Source organism: Hyphococcus sp. (assembly GCF_041986965.1).
Lineage (GTDB): Bacteria > Pseudomonadota > Alphaproteobacteria > Caulobacterales > Parvularculaceae > Hyphococcus.
The window spans coordinates 248581-265416 of record NZ_JBHIXB010000003.1 but is presented as its reverse complement, the minus strand read 5'-3'; the positions used below and the strand labels follow the sequence as shown (position 1 = coordinate 265416).

The 16836-nt window shown below is 59.6% G+C and carries 16 protein-coding genes and 2 tRNA genes; 12 read left to right on the top strand and 6 right to left on the bottom strand.

The window, feature by feature from the left end:
* Window positions 1-171 precede the first annotated feature (171 nt).
* Together yaaA and ACFC5L_RS14975 are read right to left on the bottom strand one after the other, a co-directional pair.
* Complete coding sequence (gene yaaA / locus ACFC5L_RS14980) at window positions 172-1005, bottom strand: peroxide stress protein YaaA (protein WP_375203569.1); 834 nt, start codon at window positions 1003-1005, stop codon at window positions 172-174.
* A gap of 93 nt (window positions 1006-1098) precedes the next feature.
* Window positions 1099-1590 (bottom strand): EF-hand domain-containing protein, encoded by a 492-nt coding sequence (locus ACFC5L_RS14975; protein ID WP_375203570.1) that lies wholly within the window; start codon window positions 1588-1590, stop codon window positions 1099-1101.
* A 275-nt stretch (window positions 1591-1865) separates the two neighbouring features.
* On the opposite strand from ACFC5L_RS14975, the gene ACFC5L_RS14970 reads away from it, so the two are divergent.
* Window positions 1866-2621, top strand: a complete 756-nt coding sequence (locus ACFC5L_RS14970) for a DUF1223 domain-containing protein (RefSeq protein ID WP_375203571.1) — start codon at window positions 1866-1868, stop codon at window positions 2619-2621.
* On the opposite strand, the gene ACFC5L_RS14965 is transcribed toward ACFC5L_RS14970, so the two are convergent.
* Window positions 2618-4039: an FAD-binding oxidoreductase gene (locus ACFC5L_RS14965; protein ID WP_375203572.1), complete on the bottom strand. Its 1422-nt coding sequence runs from the start codon at window positions 4037-4039 to the stop codon at window positions 2618-2620. The two genes, ACFC5L_RS14970 and ACFC5L_RS14965, sit on opposite strands and share 4 nt — an antisense overlap.
* Before the next feature lie 170 nt (window positions 4040-4209).
* Between ACFC5L_RS14965 and ACFC5L_RS14960 the strand changes: the two genes are divergently transcribed.
* Window positions 4210-5025, top strand: coding sequence for a class I SAM-dependent methyltransferase (locus ACFC5L_RS14960; RefSeq protein WP_375203573.1), 816 nt, complete (start codon window positions 4210-4212; stop codon window positions 5023-5025).
* Between the two features lie 3 nt (window positions 5026-5028).
* Here the strand turns inward: ACFC5L_RS14960 and ACFC5L_RS14955 are convergent, their stop codons facing one another.
* Window positions 5029-5979 (bottom strand): L-threonylcarbamoyladenylate synthase, encoded by a 951-nt coding sequence (locus ACFC5L_RS14955; protein ID WP_375203574.1) that lies wholly within the window; start codon window positions 5977-5979, stop codon window positions 5029-5031.
* A gap of 416 nt (window positions 5980-6395) precedes the next feature.
* Here ACFC5L_RS14955 and ACFC5L_RS14950 point away from each other — a divergent pair, with 416 nt between their 5' ends.
* Window positions 6396-7325: a sensor histidine kinase gene (locus ACFC5L_RS14950; protein ID WP_375203575.1), complete on the top strand. Its 930-nt coding sequence runs from the start codon at window positions 6396-6398 to the stop codon at window positions 7323-7325.
* Window positions 7326-7425: 100 nt separating this feature from the next.
* Window positions 7426-9222 carry an acyl-CoA dehydrogenase gene (locus tag ACFC5L_RS14945; protein WP_375203576.1) on the top strand — a complete coding sequence of 599 codons (1797 nt, stop codon included), beginning with the start codon at window positions 7426-7428 and terminating at the stop codon, window positions 9220-9222.
* A 17-nt stretch (window positions 9223-9239) separates the two neighbouring features.
* On the opposite strand, the gene ACFC5L_RS14940 is transcribed toward ACFC5L_RS14945, so the two are convergent.
* A tRNA-Pro gene (locus ACFC5L_RS14940) sits at window positions 9240-9316 on the bottom strand.
* A gap of 230 nt (window positions 9317-9546) precedes the next feature.
* Here ACFC5L_RS14940 and ACFC5L_RS14935 point away from each other — a divergent pair.
* From ACFC5L_RS14935 to ACFC5L_RS14900, 8 genes are all read left to right on the top strand, one after another.
* Window positions 9547-9621, top strand: a tRNA-Gln gene (locus ACFC5L_RS14935).
* 698 nt (window positions 9622-10319) lie between these two features.
* Entirely contained in the window at window positions 10320-11081 is a 762-nt protein-coding gene (locus ACFC5L_RS14930) for a DUF3450 domain-containing protein (protein WP_375203577.1), read from the top strand.
* 32 nt (window positions 11082-11113) lie between these two features.
* On the top strand, window positions 11114-12466 hold the full coding sequence (locus ACFC5L_RS14925) for a MotA/TolQ/ExbB proton channel family protein (protein ID WP_375203578.1): 1353 nt from the start codon (window positions 11114-11116) through the stop codon (window positions 12464-12466).
* A gap of 46 nt (window positions 12467-12512) precedes the next feature.
* A complete protein-coding gene (locus tag ACFC5L_RS14920) occupies window positions 12513-13040 on the top strand; it encodes a MotA/TolQ/ExbB proton channel family protein (protein WP_375203579.1) in 528 nt (175 codons plus the stop codon).
* A 4-nt stretch (window positions 13041-13044) separates the two neighbouring features.
* A complete protein-coding gene (locus ACFC5L_RS14915; protein WP_375203580.1) occupies window positions 13045-13464 on the top strand; it encodes an ExbD/TolR family protein in 420 nt (139 codons plus the stop codon).
* Window positions 13465-13512: 48 nt separating this feature from the next.
* Complete coding sequence (locus tag ACFC5L_RS14910; protein WP_375203581.1) at window positions 13513-13920, top strand: ExbD/TolR family protein; 408 nt, start codon at window positions 13513-13515, stop codon at window positions 13918-13920.
* 12 nt (window positions 13921-13932) lie between these two features.
* Complete coding sequence (locus tag ACFC5L_RS14905; protein WP_375203582.1) at window positions 13933-14532, top strand: energy transducer TonB; 600 nt, start codon at window positions 13933-13935, stop codon at window positions 14530-14532.
* A gap of 81 nt (window positions 14533-14613) precedes the next feature.
* On the top strand, window positions 14614-16212 hold the full coding sequence (locus tag ACFC5L_RS14900; protein WP_375203583.1) for a tetratricopeptide repeat protein: 1599 nt from the start codon (window positions 14614-14616) through the stop codon (window positions 16210-16212).
* Window positions 16213-16358: 146 nt separating this feature from the next.
* On the opposite strand, the gene ACFC5L_RS14895 is transcribed toward ACFC5L_RS14900, so the two are convergent.
* Complete coding sequence (locus ACFC5L_RS14895; protein WP_375203584.1) at window positions 16359-16640, bottom strand: hypothetical protein; 282 nt, start codon at window positions 16638-16640, stop codon at window positions 16359-16361.
* Window positions 16641-16836: the final 196 nt, after the last annotated feature.

The window sequence follows — 16836 nt, the reverse complement described above, 5'->3', positions numbered from 1 at the left end:
ATGTCAAGAAATAAAGCGCAAATTATGCGCTTTTGACACAAAACTGTAACGCATGTGACGGGCTGAAGCCCAGTAAATCCGCCATTTTCGGGAATTTGGCGTCAATATATGATGGCTTTTGTGACAGTCTTTGTGACGAATTTTGAGGCGGGGTTTCGCCGCCTCGGCCTGTCACACAAGCGCGGGGGCCGCTTTTTTCGCCGCCGCCTTTTTGGGAGCAGGCTTTTTCGGCGCAGGTTGGGGCCGGGAGAAAACCCACAGATCGTCCTTTGAGTCGCCGGGCCGGAACGCATAGCCCTCAACTGCGAAGTCTTTAAGGTCTTCCGCGCGCTCGATCCGGTTCTCGGCGGCCCAGCGGGCCATCATGCCCCGGGCGCGCTTGGCGAAGAAGGAGATGATCTTCGCCTCGCCATCCTTCACGTCCTTGAAGACCGGCGTCACCACTGGCGCTTTCAGGGCCTTGCGGTCGACCGCGCCGAAATATTCATTGGAGGCGAGGTTCACGACCGTCGGGTCTTTGTGCGCCTTCACCGCCTTGTCGATTTCCCGGGAAATTTTGTCGCCCCAGAAATCATAGAGATTGGCCCCGCGCGGGGTCTTCAGGCGCGAGCCCATTTCAAGGCGATAGGGTTGTATCGCGTCGAGGGGGCGTAAGAGGCCATAAAGGCCGGACAGGATGCGTACATGGTCTTGCGCGAAGCTAAGATCGTCATTCGACAGGCTCGCCGCGTCGAGGCCGAGATAGACGTCGCCATTGAAAGCCAGCGCCGCCTGTTTCGCGCTCTCTGACTTTCCTTTCGGGTCAAAGGCCTGAAAGCGCTCGTAATTGAGGTCGGCGAGCTTTTCGGAAATCCCCATGAGCGACTTGATCTTGCCGCGCGTCAGCTTGCGCGTCGTTTCGGAAAGCTCGGCCGCGTCTTTCAAAAAGACCGGCTTTGTCGCGCGCGGCGCGCCGGGCGCGGCGTCGAAATTCAGGTTCTTGGCGGGGGAAAGAAGAATAAGCATGGCCAACGCACATACAGATTCGCACGCAAAACTCAACAATAGCAGGGCGCGAAAGAGCATAAGCGCTGTGACAGCGCTTATGCTTCAGACCGATTACATGGCGCGGTGGTGTTCGATGAGTTCGGCTTCGGTGAGCTGTCCGTCGTCATTGACGTCTGCGTCCTCGAACACCTTGCTTTCGAAGTCCATGAATTCCGTGCGCGTCACCTTGGCGTCGCCATCGGCGTCCATAGCTTCAAACCGCGCCGTTTTGCGCTGCGCCGCTTTTTCCTGCATTTGCTTTTGCCGTTCCGGGTTCATGGCGCCCTTGGGGCCGGGGCCCATGCGCATGGCGAGAAAATCCTCCAGGGTGAAGCCGTCGCCGTCTGCGGCGAGCGCGTCGAACATCGTTTCATGCCAGGCGTCGAACTCTTCCTTGCTGAGCATGGCGTCGCCATTCTGGTCATGGAGGCGGAATTTCTGTTTGATCCCCTGATGCTTGGGGGCGGTGGGCATCGGCTCGCCTCCTTGCGCATAGGCCGCAGGCAAGGAAAGGGCGAGGGCGGCGCCGAGTATGGCGGTCCATTTGTGAAGATGTGTGGGCATGGCTGCGTCTCCTGAGGGTTGGGTGTAAATTATCGTGAAACGACCCAACCCTGTTTTGACTGAGATCAACCTGACATGAGGGTGAATCTTTTTCTCAATGACAAGCTTGTGAAAAACGAGATCGCCGACGCTAGTTGCAATCCGTTCTTATTGTGCGGCGCTGATCCATATGCGAGGGATCGCGGATGTGAAGACCCAAGTTGAATCTGGTTGGGACGCGAGAATGTTACTGTTTGTGTTTTGATCTGCGGAACGTGGAGAGCGACGCTGGCGGCATGAAAAATCAGATATCCGCCGCTCTCATTTCTGTAGTGCTCGCCTGCGCCGTCACCCCAGGCCGGGCGGAAGATAATAGTGTTCAGTCCCCAGTCTTGCCGGTGGTGGAGCTGTTTACATCTCAGAGTTGCTCTTCATGCCCTCCAGCGGAAGCCTATTTTCGCTCTCTGGCTTCCCGCGACGATATTGTCGTCATGGAATGGCATGTGGATTATTGGAACGGGCTGAAGGTCAGAGGCGCCGGCGCGTGGCGTGACCCCTTTTCTGACGCCGCATTTACAGAGCGTCAGCGTCGTTACAACGCTGTGCTGCGAAAGACAAATAATGTTTACACGCCTCAGGCCGTGATCGCCGGTCAGTTTGAAACGGTTGGCTCCCGCACCGGACAGATCGACAATTACATCAACAGGATCGACAGGCAGGACGCATCGTTCATTTCGTTCGAGAAAACTGACGGCGTGGCTAGTGTGATTTTGCCTGACGGCCTTTTGTCCGAAGGCGATGAAATGCGGCTTGTGACGTTTCACAAGCGCGCAGAAACAAAAGTTGCTGGCGGAGAAAATAGCGGCTTACAGCTTGCCGAAGCTCATGTTGTTCATACCGATGAAGGTCTCGAAGCGGAAGCTGACGGCATCGTAAGGTTCGAGCCGCCGGAAAACGGTTCCGGTTGTGCGATTGTGATTGTGGATAAGGCCGGACTAGCGCGGCGCGCCGCTTACTGCCCGTCATTTACATCGCACAGAGCGCCCGCTTAAAGCATCTTGCCGGGATTCATGATCCCCTTGGGGTCGAGCGCTTTCTTGATGGCGCGCATCATGTCGAGTTCGACGGCGCTCTTGCGTTTGGCAAGCGTGTCGCGGCGATGGCGTCCGACGCCATGTTCGGCGGAGATGGAGCCTGAAAAGTCGCCGATCACATCATAGACAGCGGATTCGATTTGCGGGCGCACCGGCTCCAGCACATCCGGCTCTGATCCTTCCGGCCCGACAATATCGTAATGCACATTGCCGTCGCCGATATGGCCGAAGGCGACGAAGCGCGCGCCGGGCGCAATCTTGAGAACGGCGGCGTCGGCCTTGTCGAGGAAAGCAGGAATATCGCTGGTCGCCACGGAAACATCGTGCCGCGCGCCCAGGCCCTCGCCATTGATGGCTTCGGAAATGGAATGGCGGATGCGCCAGAAGTCGTGGGCGTTGGATTCATTTTCGGCGATGACGGCGTCGGCGATCAGGCCTTGCTCCAGCGCGGCGCCGAGCATGTCTTCAACGGTTTCTCGCAACCCCGATTTCTGACCGGAAGAAAATTCAGCAAGCACATACCAGGGATATTTTTCGGCGAGAGGATCGCGGGTTTGCGGGATATGTTTCAGGACGAGGTCAATGCAAAGCCGCGCCATCAGTTCGAAACTCGATGTGATGCCGCCGGTTCGTTCCTGCGCCAGCGACAACAGTTTAACGGCGTCTTCGGCGCTGTTGAGCCCGGCGCAGATCGTGACTTTTTCCGCCGGCAGGGGAAAGAGCTTCAAGACGGCGCCGGTGACGACGCCAAGCGTTCCTTCGCCGCCGATCAGAAGCTGTTTCAGATCATAGCCGGTATTGTCCTTGCGCAGGCGTTTAAGCCCGCGCCAGATTTCACCCGATGGGGTCACGGCTTCAAGACCGAGCACCAGATCGCGGGTGTTGCCGTAGCGCAGAACATTGACGCCGCCGGCATTGGTCGAGATCACCCCGCCGATCTGGCAGGTGCCTTCAGAACCGATGGAAAGCGGGAACAGGCGCCCCGCGTCTTTCGCGGCGTCTTGCGCTTCGGCGAGGGTCACGCCGGCGTCGACGGTCATGGTGTTGTTCAAGGGCTCGATCGCGCGGATCTTGCGCATGCGCTTTAACGACAACAGGATTTCGTCGCCAAAGGGAATCTGTCCGCCCACAAGGCCGGTGTTGCCCCCTTGCGGGGTGACGGCGATATTGTTGTCGCTGCAATATTTGACCACGGCCGCCACTTCTTCCGTTGAGGCCGGCGCGACGATCAGCGCAGCTTCGCCGGGCCAGCGCCCGCGCCATTCGGAAAGAAAAGGGGCCGCATCACCGCCTTCGAAGACGCCTTTCGCGCCGACGATGGCGCGGATCGCATCAAGCTTGTCTGTCGAGGGGGCGGGGCGTTGTTGCGCTGTCATGGGCGAGGGTCCGGCTTGCTTTCCCCTTCTAGTAGTGAGCGCGCGCCATCCCTTCAAGCTGCCCGTTCTTTTTGCCTTTGAGCGGGAAGAGGCGTATCACGTCCTCCTTCAAGACGGGGGCGCTGGCTGGCGGCCTTGTGGGCTTGCCGGGCGTAGGGGGAGAGGCGTTCATGGGAAGGTTGAAAACAATTGACGCCGCGCTGACCGGGGCGCTGATCGTCGTGATGGCGGCGCTTCTGGCGGCGTGTGCCCAGAGCGCGCCGGAAGATGCGCCGGAAAGCGTGTTGGCCGCGGCTGGAGACGATCCTGCCGCGCGCGCCGCGGCGGTTCTTTCCCTGCCGTCCCGCCCGGTTGAAGACCACGCCGATGACGCGCTTCGAAAGCCCGCCAATGTGCTCGCCTATATGGATGTCAGGCCGGGCATGAAAATTTTCGAGATGGAGGCCGGCTCCGGTTACTATACGGAGCTTTTGTCGCCGCTTGTCGGCCCGAAGGGCGAAGTTGTGATGCACAGTCCCGAGCCTTTCGATGCGTTTTTGGGCGACGCTATCGCGAACCGCGCCGAAGGCCTCGACAATGTGCGCGTCACGAAATCGAATTTCGACGATCTCGACGCGGAAGACGGCTCCATGGATATGGTCACCTGGATTCTCGGGCCGCATGATCTATATTATACGCCCGGCGGCGCCGAGCTTGGCGATGACGAAACCGCTTTTGCGGAAATCATGCGCATTTTAAAACCCGGCGGGGATTTCATTGTGCTCGATCATGCGGCGACGCCCGGCTCGCCGCGCTCGACCGGCGGCACGGTGCATCGCATCGACCCCGCGCTGGTGCTTGAAATGGCGACGGAGGCGGGCTTCATGCTGGCGGGCGAAAGCGATGTGTTGCGCAATCCCGACGACAATTACGACGCCAATATTTTCGAACCTGAAGTCCGCCGCAAGACGGACCGCTTTCTCTACAAATTCAAAAAGCCGGAATAAGCGTTAAGCGCGCGGCGCCGCGGCGCGGGCGAGGCGGTCATTGATCGCTTCGCCAAGCCCCGTCATGGGAAGCGGCGCGACCGCGATGGTTTGAAGGCCGTGTGTTGCGGCGAGACGATCAAGAGCGCGCAGATATGCGAAGAGATTGGCGGCCGCTTCGGCGAGGTCGCCGCGCTCGCTTAAATTCAGCGCCGCGGGGCCGCTTCCGGCAATCCCGCCAAAGCCGAGAAACGCTTCACCGTCTTTTTGTTCGCGGGCGTTGAGCCGCATTTTCGCGTCCGGCGCATAATGGCTGGTCATCATGCCCGGCGCTTCGACCTTACCCTGAGCGGCGGCGAGCGGCTTGCCGATAAGTTGTTCGATCTCTTCGCGGGCGATTCCGCCGGGGCGCAGTAAGGTCACAGCCTCGCCGTCGATTTTGACAATGGTCGACTCAACGCCGACAGGGCAGGGGCCGCCATCAAGGATCATGTCGACGCGCGCGCCCAGCCCGTCTTTCACATGCTCCGCGCGGGTGGGGCTGATGGCCCCCGACCGGTTGGCGCTCGGCGCCGCGAGCGGGCGGTCGGCGGCTTTGATCAGCGCCTGCGCGAGATCGTGCTTCGGCATCCTGACGCCGATCGTGTTGAGCCCCGCGGAAACGAGGAAAGAGATTTCGCTGTCTTTTTTGCGCGGCAGGACGAGCGTTAAAGGCCCCGGCCAGAATTCCTTCATCAGTTGTTCGGCAAGCGGAGATACACTGACATAGCGCTTGGCCATATCAACACCCGCGACATGGATGATAAGCGGATTGAATTGCGGCCGGCCCTTGGCCTCGAAAATCTTTGCAACCGCCTTGTCATTCGTAGCGTCGGCGGCGAGGCCATAGACCGTCTCCGTCGGCATGGCGACAAGCCCGCCATCATTGATGATGCGGGCGGCGTCGCGGATGTCTTTATGGTCGAGGACCGTCATGAGCGGCCCTATAGCAAACGGCGCGCGTCCCGTCCCCTTTTTCGACCGCATGACCACTCTCGCGCCGCGCCTGTCTTTCGGCTGGGCCATTGCAGACAAATGTGACAGCATCACAAAAGCTTTGTGATTTCACCTCTGATTTCCGGAAATACAAACCTATTATTGGAACAAAGCTCCGACTGCGCACAGGAAACATGCTAACTTTCCAGCTTGATCCATGTTAATGTCAATTGGGCTTTGTTTGTGCTACAAAGCCGCGTGTTCTTTTCTTCGCACATTGCAGGTTTGATATAAAACAGGGCTCCTCTCTTAGAAAGATTAGCGACTTCGACGTCGCCGACCATTTCCATAAACTGGCGCCGCCCCTTGTCTCCCAAATTCTGTTTGGTTTCGCCTGTACGCTGGCGGCGATCGCCATGCGGGCGATTGTAGACTCCATGGCCCTGGCGGCCGGGCCTTATTCCCTGATCTATCCTGCGATTTTGATCGCCACCTTGTTCGGCCGCTGGCAGGCGGGACTGACGACCTGGCTGACCTCGTTTCTGTTTGCGTGGTATTTCGTGTTGCCGGTCTTCGGGTCGTTCACCTTCGCTATCGACGGCGATGCGGCGCGCACGGTCGTCAACGGGCTTGCCGCTTTGGTCATTGTGGTTTTCGCCGAAATCTTCCGGCGTGCGGTGCGTGACGCAGTGAGAGAGCGTGATAAGGAAATCGAAGCGCGAGGGCTTTTGCTGCGGGAAATTGACCACCGTATGCGGAACAATTTTGCGATTGTCGAAAGCTTTTTGAACCTTCAATCGCGCAGCACGGAAAATGATGAAGCCAAAGCGGCGCTCGGTGTCGCTTCCGCGCGGATGCACAGCTTCGCCGCCGCGCACAAATCGCTCTATGAAAGCTATAGCGCCAATGAGTTTTCGAGCCTTGTGGATATGCGAAGCTATCTGACCGATATCACCGCGCATTTGGCGCAGGCGCTGTTTCCCGGTGAGGAAGTTCGGTTGCGCCTTGAGGTTCACGAAACGAAAATGCCGCGAGACAAAGCGTCCGCCATCGGGCTCGTTGTCAATGAACTCGTCACAAACGCCGCCAAGCACGCCTTCCACGGCCGTCAGGACGGCGAGGTCGCCATCAGCTTCGCGGAAGAAGGCGAGACCTGGCGCCTGACGGTTGCTGACAATGGTCGCGGTCTTGGACCGGACGGCGCCGACGTAGCCGACTCAAATGGGAAAGGCGGCGGCTTCGGCGCAGGGCTCATTGAAGCCTTCGCGCAACAGGCGGGCGGCGCCATTTCCCGGGAAAGCAATGGGGTCGGCGCCCGGTTTGTGGTGACCGGTCAGCTACATTAGCCATTAGTCAGAGATATTCTGCAATCGATGCTGGCCTGCGGCCCTGCGGCATCCTAAATACCGTGAAAATGCTTTCCCGCCGACCATCCCGGAGCTTTTCATGACTTTTAGAACCCCTATCCGCGACATGCGTTTCATTCTGGATCATGCGGCGGGATTTAGCGCGCTGGAACAATCCGGCGCCTATCCCGAACTCTCGGGCGATCTTGTGGACGCGATCCTGGAGGAGATGGGCAAGTTTTGCGACGGCGTCATTGCGCCCCTCAATGAAGAGAGCGACCGCAATGGCGCGAAGCTCGAAAACGGGGTCGTTCGGACGACGCCGGGCTTTAAGGAGGCTTACGCGCAATATGTGGAAGGCGGCTGGTCGTCGCTCGCCTTCCCGGAAGAGGCGGGCGGGCAGGGGCTGCCCTCGACGCTCGCCGTGGCGCTGGTTGATGGGCTGAACGGCGCCTGCATGTCCTTCGCCATCGGCACGACGCTGACCACCGGCGCCGTCAAGGCGATCCTCCATGCGGCGACGCCAGAGCAGAAGACGCTTTATCTTGAAAAGATGGTCACCGGCGAATGGACCGGCACCATGAACCTCACCGAACCGCAGGCGGGATCGGATCTGTCGGCGATCCGCACCAAAGCCGAGCCGGTTGGCGACGGGACTTACAGAATTTCGGGGCAGAAGATTTTTATCACCTATGGCGATCACGACATGACGGACAATGTTGTCCATCTCGTGCTGGCGCGGCTGCCGGATGCGCCCGAAGGCACCGGCGGCATTTCCATGTTCCTCGTGCCGAAATTTCATGTGAAGGAAGACGGCTCACTCGGCGCCCGCAATGACGCCCATTGCATCAAGCTTGAAGAGAAGATGGGCCTTCACGGTTCACCAACCTGCGTCATGGCGTTTGGCGACAAGGGCGAGTGCATCGGCACGCTGCTCGGCGAAGAGAACAAGGGTCTTCGCAACATGTTCGTGATGATGAACGCGGCGCGCCTCGATGTGGGGATGCAAGGCGTGGGCGTCGCCGAACGCGCCTATCAGCGCGCGCTCGCCTATGCGCAGGACAGAAAACAGGGCCGGGCGCCGGGTGTTAAATCCGGCGATATGGTTCCCATTTACGAACACCCCGATGTGCGCCGCATGCTTTATTCCATGAAGGCGCTGACCGATGCTTCACGCGCGATCTGTTACGCCAACGCCGTCGCTTATGACCTCGCCCATGCCGCGCCGGACGAAGAAAAACGCAAGGAAGCAAAGGCGGTGGAAGAGCTTTTGACGCCGATCTCGAAGGGGTGGTCCACGGACCGCGCCAATGATGTGACCTCGCTCGGCGTGCAGGTGCATGGCGGCATGGGCTATATCGAAGAAACGGGCGCGGCCCAGCATTTGCGCGATGCGCGCATCGCCGCGATTTATGAAGGGACCAACGGCATTCAGGCCATGGACCTTGTGGGCCGCAAGCTGCAAGGCGATGGCGGCGCCGCGGCGAAAAAATTCATCGGCGACATTCATTCCGAGGCGATGATGCTGAAAGCCGCCAAGCGCGAAGACCTCGCCCATATTGGCGAGCGCCTTCTTCAGGCGGCGGACGCACTTCGTCAGTCTACGGAATGGCTGCTCGAGGCGGCGCAGAAAGACCAGGCGCATGCGCTTGCGGGCGCGACGCCGTATCTGAAACAATTCGGCAATACGGCCGGCGGTTATTATCTCGCGCACGGCGCCAAGGCGGCGGCGCTCGCCATTCATGAAGGCGAGGACCCGGCCTATTACGAATCCAAAATCGCACTCGCGAAATTCTACGCCGACAATTATCTGACCGAAGCCGTGGCGCTGACGGACGCGGTGACCGCCGGCGCGGAGGCGGTTGCGCGCATCGATCCCGCCGTGATGAGTGCGTGACGCGTATATTAAATAAGTGGTCGGAGTGAGTGGATTCGAACCACCGGCCCCTGCCTCCCGAAGACAGTGCTCTACCAGGCTGAGCTACACTCCGATATTTGGCGGCGGCCATGAAGGCCCCGCCCGCGGGAGCGCCTCTATAGCGATGGAGCGGGGTGGGCGCAATCTCGATTTCAATGGCGATTTCGGGGCCGGTTTTCGGGCCGGATCCGGGGCCGCGCCATTTTTCGCATCCGGGCCATTGCAAGCCATGAACGAAAGCGCTATCTCGCCTGCTCCGCAGCTCGCGGGGCCGCCTCAAAAAGGCGCGCGCCGTCAGCCTGTTGGGGCGTCGCCAAGTGGTAAGGCATCGGTTTTTGGTATCGACATTCCCAGGTTCGAATCCTGGCGCCCCAGCCATCCTCTCAGAAGTCGTTTCCTGAGCGGTCATCCTCACGATTTTGAGAGCAGCGATTTGCCGGCGGCGAGACCGCCGAATAAGTCGGGAATCGCCGCAACGCGCCGGCCTTCGAGAGTGCGTTTCCGTCAAGGTTAACAAGTCGAAACGGGCGCCTTTTCTGCGTCTCTATTATAATGAGTAATGAGGGTGACGTTCGGCGCGCTGTGCATGGGCGTGTGCGCATGTCAATCCCTTATGCCCGCCTTGCGGCGCAAAATGCTCAATACGCAGTGTCATTTTGCGCAATTCTAACGATTGCCAGCGCCGATAGTTGTTGTTACAAACTAACGGGGTATAAGTCTGCGGCTGTTAGGGAACGGTGAGGGCGTAAAGCTGTTCCGCATCCGGGCTGCAAAAGACAGGGTGACACGAATCTTGCAGTAATCGGCTATGGGCGGCCCGAATGGGAGGGCGTTTGATCATGGATCAAAACGTCGTTGCAATTCTGCTGCAAATATACGATTGCTTGAAACGTTGTATGGGGAACAGGGGAAAGTTCTGGGTGAAGAGTACCATTCACAGATTTCTTGAAGCACGAGCCAGTAACGCAGACGGGCGTGTTTCGAAACGGCGCAAGGCGCCACAGCTCCGCGGCCCAATTTCCGAAAGGCTTGGCGCCGTATCAATCAGCCGCAACAATCCGGTAGGTGAGGCATTTATGAAAAGATCAGCGATTTTGGGTTCAGCGGCGATGCTCGCTGTGTTGTGCGCGCCGGCCCAGGCGCAGTTCCGTTCCGCGCTGCAGGAATCTGAAGCGACGGCGCGCGAAACCGCGTCGGCGCAACAGCAGATTGACCAGCTTGACGACCAGACGGCGTCGCTGCTCAACGACTATCGCGCGAACCTGAAGCAGCTTGAAGCGGCCCGCCGTTACAATGCTTCTCTCAATCGCAACATCGAGGCGCAGGAGCGTCAGGTTGTTCGCCTTCGTGAAGACATTGAGAATGTCGAAGGCCTTCAGCGCGCCATGCAGCCCTTGATGGAAGACATGGTCGCGCGTTTCGGCGACCTCGTTGATGCCGACCTTCCGTTCCTCGCCACCGAGCGTTCTGAGCGCGCCGCCCGCCTTGAGGGCGTGCTTGCGAACCCGGAAATGTCGGCGGCGCAGCGTTACCGCCTCATCGTCGAAGCCTATCAGATCGAAGGCGAGTATGGCCGCACCATCGGCGCTTATGACGGCACGGTGAACTATGACGGTCAGGAGCTTACGGGTGAATTCCTGCGCATCGGCCGCATCGCGCTGATGTTCAAGACGCCGGATGATTCGACGGTCTTGATTTATGACACGGCGGCTGGCGACTGGACGCCGCTCAACCGCTCTTATCTGCAGGATGTGAAATACGCGCTGCGGATGGCGAAAGAACAGACCGCGCCGGATATCTTCTTCGTACCGGTGAAGCCGCCGGTTCAGGCACAGTAACGGCGAACTTGGGTAATAAGGAATTACAAGTCATGAAACTCTTCAAACTTGCATCGATTTCCCTGGTCGCCGGCGTCGCCGCTATCAGTGTGAATATGTCAGCGAGCGCGCAGGTCACGCTCGATCAGGTCCTCAACGCGGTTCGTCAGGAACGCCGCGAGGTCAGCGCCGAAAACCGGCAGCGCATTGAGCGCTTCCGCGCCGAGCGCAACCAGCAGCAGGCGCTCCTCACCCAGGTCCGCCAGCAGGTCGCCGCCGCCGAGGCTGAATCCACCCGCCTTGAAGGCGTGCTGGAAGAAAACAAAGCCGCCATCGCCGAGCTCGACCAGGAGCTCGCCTCCAAGCAGGGCGAATTCCAGGAACTCTTCGGCGCTGCGCGCACCGCCGCGGCCGACTTGAACGCTCAGGTCGAACGCTCGATCATCTCCGCGCAGTATCCAGGCCGCAGCCAGACTCTGAACGAACTGGCCCGCACCGAAAAACTGCCGACCGAAGAACAGCTTCGCGATCTGTGGGACATCATGATCCAGCAGATGGCCGAGCAGGGCAAAACAGTGACCTTCCCGTCGCGCATTGTGCAGGCGAATGGCGAAGCCGCTGAAGCCGAAGTGACGCGCATCGGTCCGTTCGTTGCGTTCTCCAACGGCAAATACCTCACCTACAAAAACGACAAGCTGGAGTTTCTTGCGAAACAGCCGGCCGGCGACATCACCGGCGCAGCGAGCGCTGTGGCGCGGGCTTCCGGCGATGGCTTCGTGAAAGGCGCCATCGACCCGTCGCTTGGCACGCTTTTGAACCTCCAGGTGGCTGCGCCTGACCTTCGTCAGCGCATCGATCAGGGCCGGTTCATCGGTAAAGTCATCATCGTCGCGGCGATCCTCGGCGTTATCCTCGGCATCTATAAGTGGGTCACGCTCACCATGACCGCCGGCGCTGTGCGCTCTCAGGTCCGCCGCAAGAAAGCGTCGAAAGCGAACCCGCTTGGCCGCGTCATGCTGGCTTATGAGAACACCCAGTCCAACGACGTGGAGACGGTCGCGCTCAAACTCGACGACGCCATCCTGAAAGAGGTGCCGAAACTCGAAGGCGGCCTTAACCTCATCAAGGTGCTCGCCGCCGTTGCGCCGCTGCTCGGCCTCCTCGGCACCGTTATCGGCATGATCAACACCTTCCAGGCGATCACGCTCTTCGGCACCGGCGACCCGCAGATCATGGCGTCGGGTATTTCCGAGGCGCTTGTCACCACGGTGCTTGGTCTTGTGGCGGCGATCCCGCTCCTGCTCCTTCACGCCTTTGCGTCCGGCGCCTCCAAGCGCGTTTCGCAGATCCTTGAAGAGCAGGCTGCCGGCATCATCGCTGAGCATGCGGAAGGCGGCCGGGCGTAACGCGCCCGGTCCCCGGAACCGGTTTAAGGGAAAGGACTCTCGAGATATGCTCGAGTTGATTTCAAACCCCTACAGTGCGCTCATGGATTTTCTGGGCGCCGGCGGCAACGTTCTTGTCGCGATCATGGTGGTCACTTTTTTCATGTGGGCGCTGATTATCGAACGCCTCATGTACTGGACCGGCGCCCATGCGGGCGTCGCCAAACGGGCGCAGCGCGCCTGGGCTGCGCGCACCGACCACAAATCCTGGTACGCGCATGTGATCCGCGAGCGGTTGATCTCGGAAACGTCTCAGGAAGCGGCGCGGTTTAACAATGTGATCCGCGCGCTTGTTGCGGTGACGCCGCTTCTCGGTCTTCTCGGCACGGTGACCGGCATGGTCGAAGTGTTCGACGTCATGGCCGTGACCGGATCGTCCAATGCGCGCCTCATGGCTGCGGGCATCTCGAAGGCGACGATCCCGACCATGGCCGGTCTTGTCGCTTCACTGTCCGGGCTGATTTTTATCAACGCTTTTGATCGCAATGTTCAAAAAGCGACGGGTCAGATCTCTGACGATTTGTTGATCGAGTAGCGCGATGAGAAAAAAGGCACAACATGCAAGCGAAGCTGCGGATGTTAACATCACGCCGCTTCTCGACATCGTCTTCATCCTGCTGATCTTCTTCATCGTGACGGCGACCTTCCTTCGTGAGAAGGGCATCGACGTGAACACGCCTGAGGACACGCCGGAACAGCCTGACACCATCCCGCCGCCGGCGCTTTTGCTGGCTGTGCAGGAAGACGGCTTTGTGCGGGTCAACAATGTGCGGGTGATCGATCCGGGTTCGGTGAAGCCGGTGGTGCAGGAGTTCATCGCGCGTGAGCCGCAAGGCGTCGTCCTGGTCAGCGCATCGCCGGAATCTGAAGCCGGCGTTGCGGTCGAAGTGATGGACCAGGCTCAGGACGGCGGCGCCAGAGGGAAAGTTTCCCTCGCGCTGCAAAAGGATAACCAATAGTCCCGCGCGCCCGCGCGTCAGGCAATTAGTTCGTAGGCGGATTGAATTATGGCGAGACGGAATATTTCATCGGCGGCCCAAGAGGAAGAAGACGTCAATGTGACGCCGCTTCTCGACATCGTCTTCATCATGCTGATCTTCTTCATCGTGACGTCGACTTTCGTCAAGGAGCCGGGCATCGAGGTTGACCGTCCCGAAGCCCTCACCGGCGAAGAGCGCAAGCTCGCTTCCATCATTGTTGCGATCTCGGAAAATGACGAAATCTGGATCAACAAGGAGCCCGTGGAGCTGGACGAAGTGCGTGCGGTTGTTGAGCAGTTGCGCCGTGAAAACCCCCGGGGGACGGCGGTTGTCCAGGCTGACGCAAAATCGAAAACCCGTCTTCTGGTCGAAGTGGTGACGCAAATCCGGTCCACCGGCGTTGCGGACGTCGCTGTGTCGACAGAAGACGTTTAAGGAGAACGGCAGATGGGATCTCTCATTCGCTTGATTATCGGTGTGCCGGGTGCGGTTATTGTCACCGGCGGGCTGTTCCTCTTCATGGCTGCGATGATCCGTCAGGAAACGCGCCTCAACGAGGAAGAAGACGCGATCAATATCAACATCACGGCGCAGATCGACGATACAGACATCAACAACGCCAATCGCGACATCAAGCGTCCGACGCTCGATGCGCCGCCGCCGCCGCCGCCGGCTGTCAACGACCCGTCGAACCGCCCGGCGCTTAATGGCGTCGCCGCGCAGATCCCGACGATCAACGCCAATTTGAATATCGGCTCGGGCTTCAACCCGGACCGCGACGCCCAGCCGCTGGTGCGGATTCCGCCGCAATATCCCGAACGCTGCATGAACCGGGCGAAAGCGTCTGAATCGGTGCTCGTCCAGTTCGACGTGACGCCCGACGGGCAGACAACCAATATCGATGCTGTTGAAAGCTCCAACAGCTGTCTTAATCGCGCGGCCATCCGTTCGGTCGAGCGCTGGAAATATCAGCCGAAGATTGTCGACAACCAGGCGCAATGGCGTCGTGGAGTGCAGACCGTCATCACCTTTACGCTTGAAGGCTAAACCGGAATAGCCGGGGCGGGGCTCCGGCTTTTCTCGCGAACGCCGATAACGAACAGAGGTCGAGACCGCAGGATGAAAAAAATGCGTGGGAAATATCGTAAGCTAGGGTTTTCGGCGGTCGCCTCCGTCGCCGCTGGATTGATGGTGACGACGGCGCCGACTGCGGTGTTCGCGCAACCGGCGCAATGCGATGCGGAAGAGAGCGGGCCTTCGAAAACACTGTCGCCGCGCGTCGGCCAGGAAATTCAGAAACTGTATGAGTTCATGCAGAACGATCAGTACAATGAAGCGCTGGCGGGCTTCAATAATCTGATCGCGAGCCGCGGCGACTCCTTCAGCGATTATGAAAAATCAACCGTTTATGAGCTGCGCGCCAACGTCAAAATCAACCTTGAGAATTATACAGGCGCGCTCAGCGACCTTCAGACGGCGCTGAACACAAACGGCCTGCCGCCGGCGCGGAACAATCAGCTGCGCTATTACATCGCCCAGCTGAATTTCCAGGCTGAACAATATCAAACGGCGATCAGCGGGCTTAACCAGTGGATTCAGCTCGCCCGGACCTGCGGCGTGACGGTCGATCCCAACGCCTATTACCTGCTCGCCGCCGCCTACACCCAGATTTCGCCGCCGAATTACCGTGCGGCTGTGGGCCCCGCGGAACAGGCGGTCGCCGGCATGGGCGCCGAGCCGCGCAAAGGCTATTTCGATCTGTTGAACCTTGTCTATTCGGAGCTTGGGGACAACGCCAAGCGCGCGCCCTTGCTTGAGCGCATGGTCAATTACTGGCCTGAGGACAAGGGCTACTGGACGCAGCTTTCCGGCGCCTATTCGGTGCAGAACAAAGACCGGGAAGCGTTCTCGGTTCTTGAGGTGGCCTATCGCGCAGGCCTCATCAAATCGGAAAATGAAATCCTGACGCTGGTTCAGTATTATTCGTTCTTCGACAATCCTTATCGCGGCGCCACGTTGCTTGAGCGTGAAATGAACGCCGGCAATGTGAAGCGCGTGCAGAAAAACCTCGTGCTTCTGTCGCAGCTGTGGAGCCAGTCCCGCGAGCACAAGAAGTCGATCCCGATCCTGCGCGAAGCGGCGAACAACGCTTCCAATGGCGAGCTTTCCTATCGCCTCGGCATGGTGCTGCTCGCTGACGAACAATACGCCGCATCCGAACGCGCGCTGGTGACGGCGTTGAACAAGGGCGGCATGGACCGCAAGGATACGGGCGACGCGTGGCTGCTTCTCGGCACGGCGCGCTTCAGCCAGGCCGGCCCCAGCGACACGGCGATCTGGTCGCGCGCGCGCCAGGCGTTTGTGCGGGCGCAGTCTTATGACAATGCGCGACGTCGGGCGTCGGACTGGATTTCCTATATCGACGCGGTCGTCGACACCTATTGGACCCAGCTCGGTCAGGAGTGGGACGCCAACATCGACGCGTGTGAAGACGATTTCGCCCGCTTCGAACGCGACGCCCGCATTCGCGAACTGCAAAACCGCGCGCCGAGCCAGGAAGATCTGGACGAGGAAGCGGCCCGCCGCGCCGAATGCGCCGCGCTTAGGGAACAGGGCCGTCCGAGCCGCAACAATCCGCCGGGCGGCGGCGGCTCAAACACCGAATCGGCTCCGGCCGACACTGATGAGGCGACCGAAACGGAAGACGCCTCAGCGGACGAAGAATAAAGCCGGCAATTTCCGGCCCAATAAAAAAGGCGCTCCCTGGAGCGCCTTTTTTTCGTGTTTGAGTTCAGGACTGAGCTGGTTCCAGGCCTGATTTTCAATATTAGCGCCCCGGGCCAGAGTGACGGGGCGGCGGCGTTCAGACACAGTTAATATTCGTTGCGTTCGCCGAGGATGCGCCCGCCGTCTTTTGCTTCCGGGGTCTGGGTCGAGCATTCGAGATAGCCGTGGCGCCAGCCGGCGCGGTAAGCCTCGTCATTTTTGAAGGCGTAGGCGTCGCGTTCTTGCTTGGTGGAGAAGCTTTTGTCCTCCTCCGTCGCCGTCAGGCAGCCGTCGCCATAGCCCATGGAATAGCTCGGCGATTCCCGCAAAGCGGCCATATCGGCCGTCGACGCGCAGGACGCCACAGAAGCGGCGGCCAGCGCCGCCAACAGCGTCCGTGGGGCGGCTTTTGAAAACTTGTTTGATATCAATTGATTAGAGCGCTTCACGGGGATTTTTGCTTTCTTCCGGCTACGGGCCGGACCTTAGCATCCGAAGACCCGCAGGTCTTCGAAAACCAGCCGTAAAAGTGAAATCCCCCGTTAACGGTGTTCCGGTTACAACGCTTTTGCGCCGGGGTTCCGC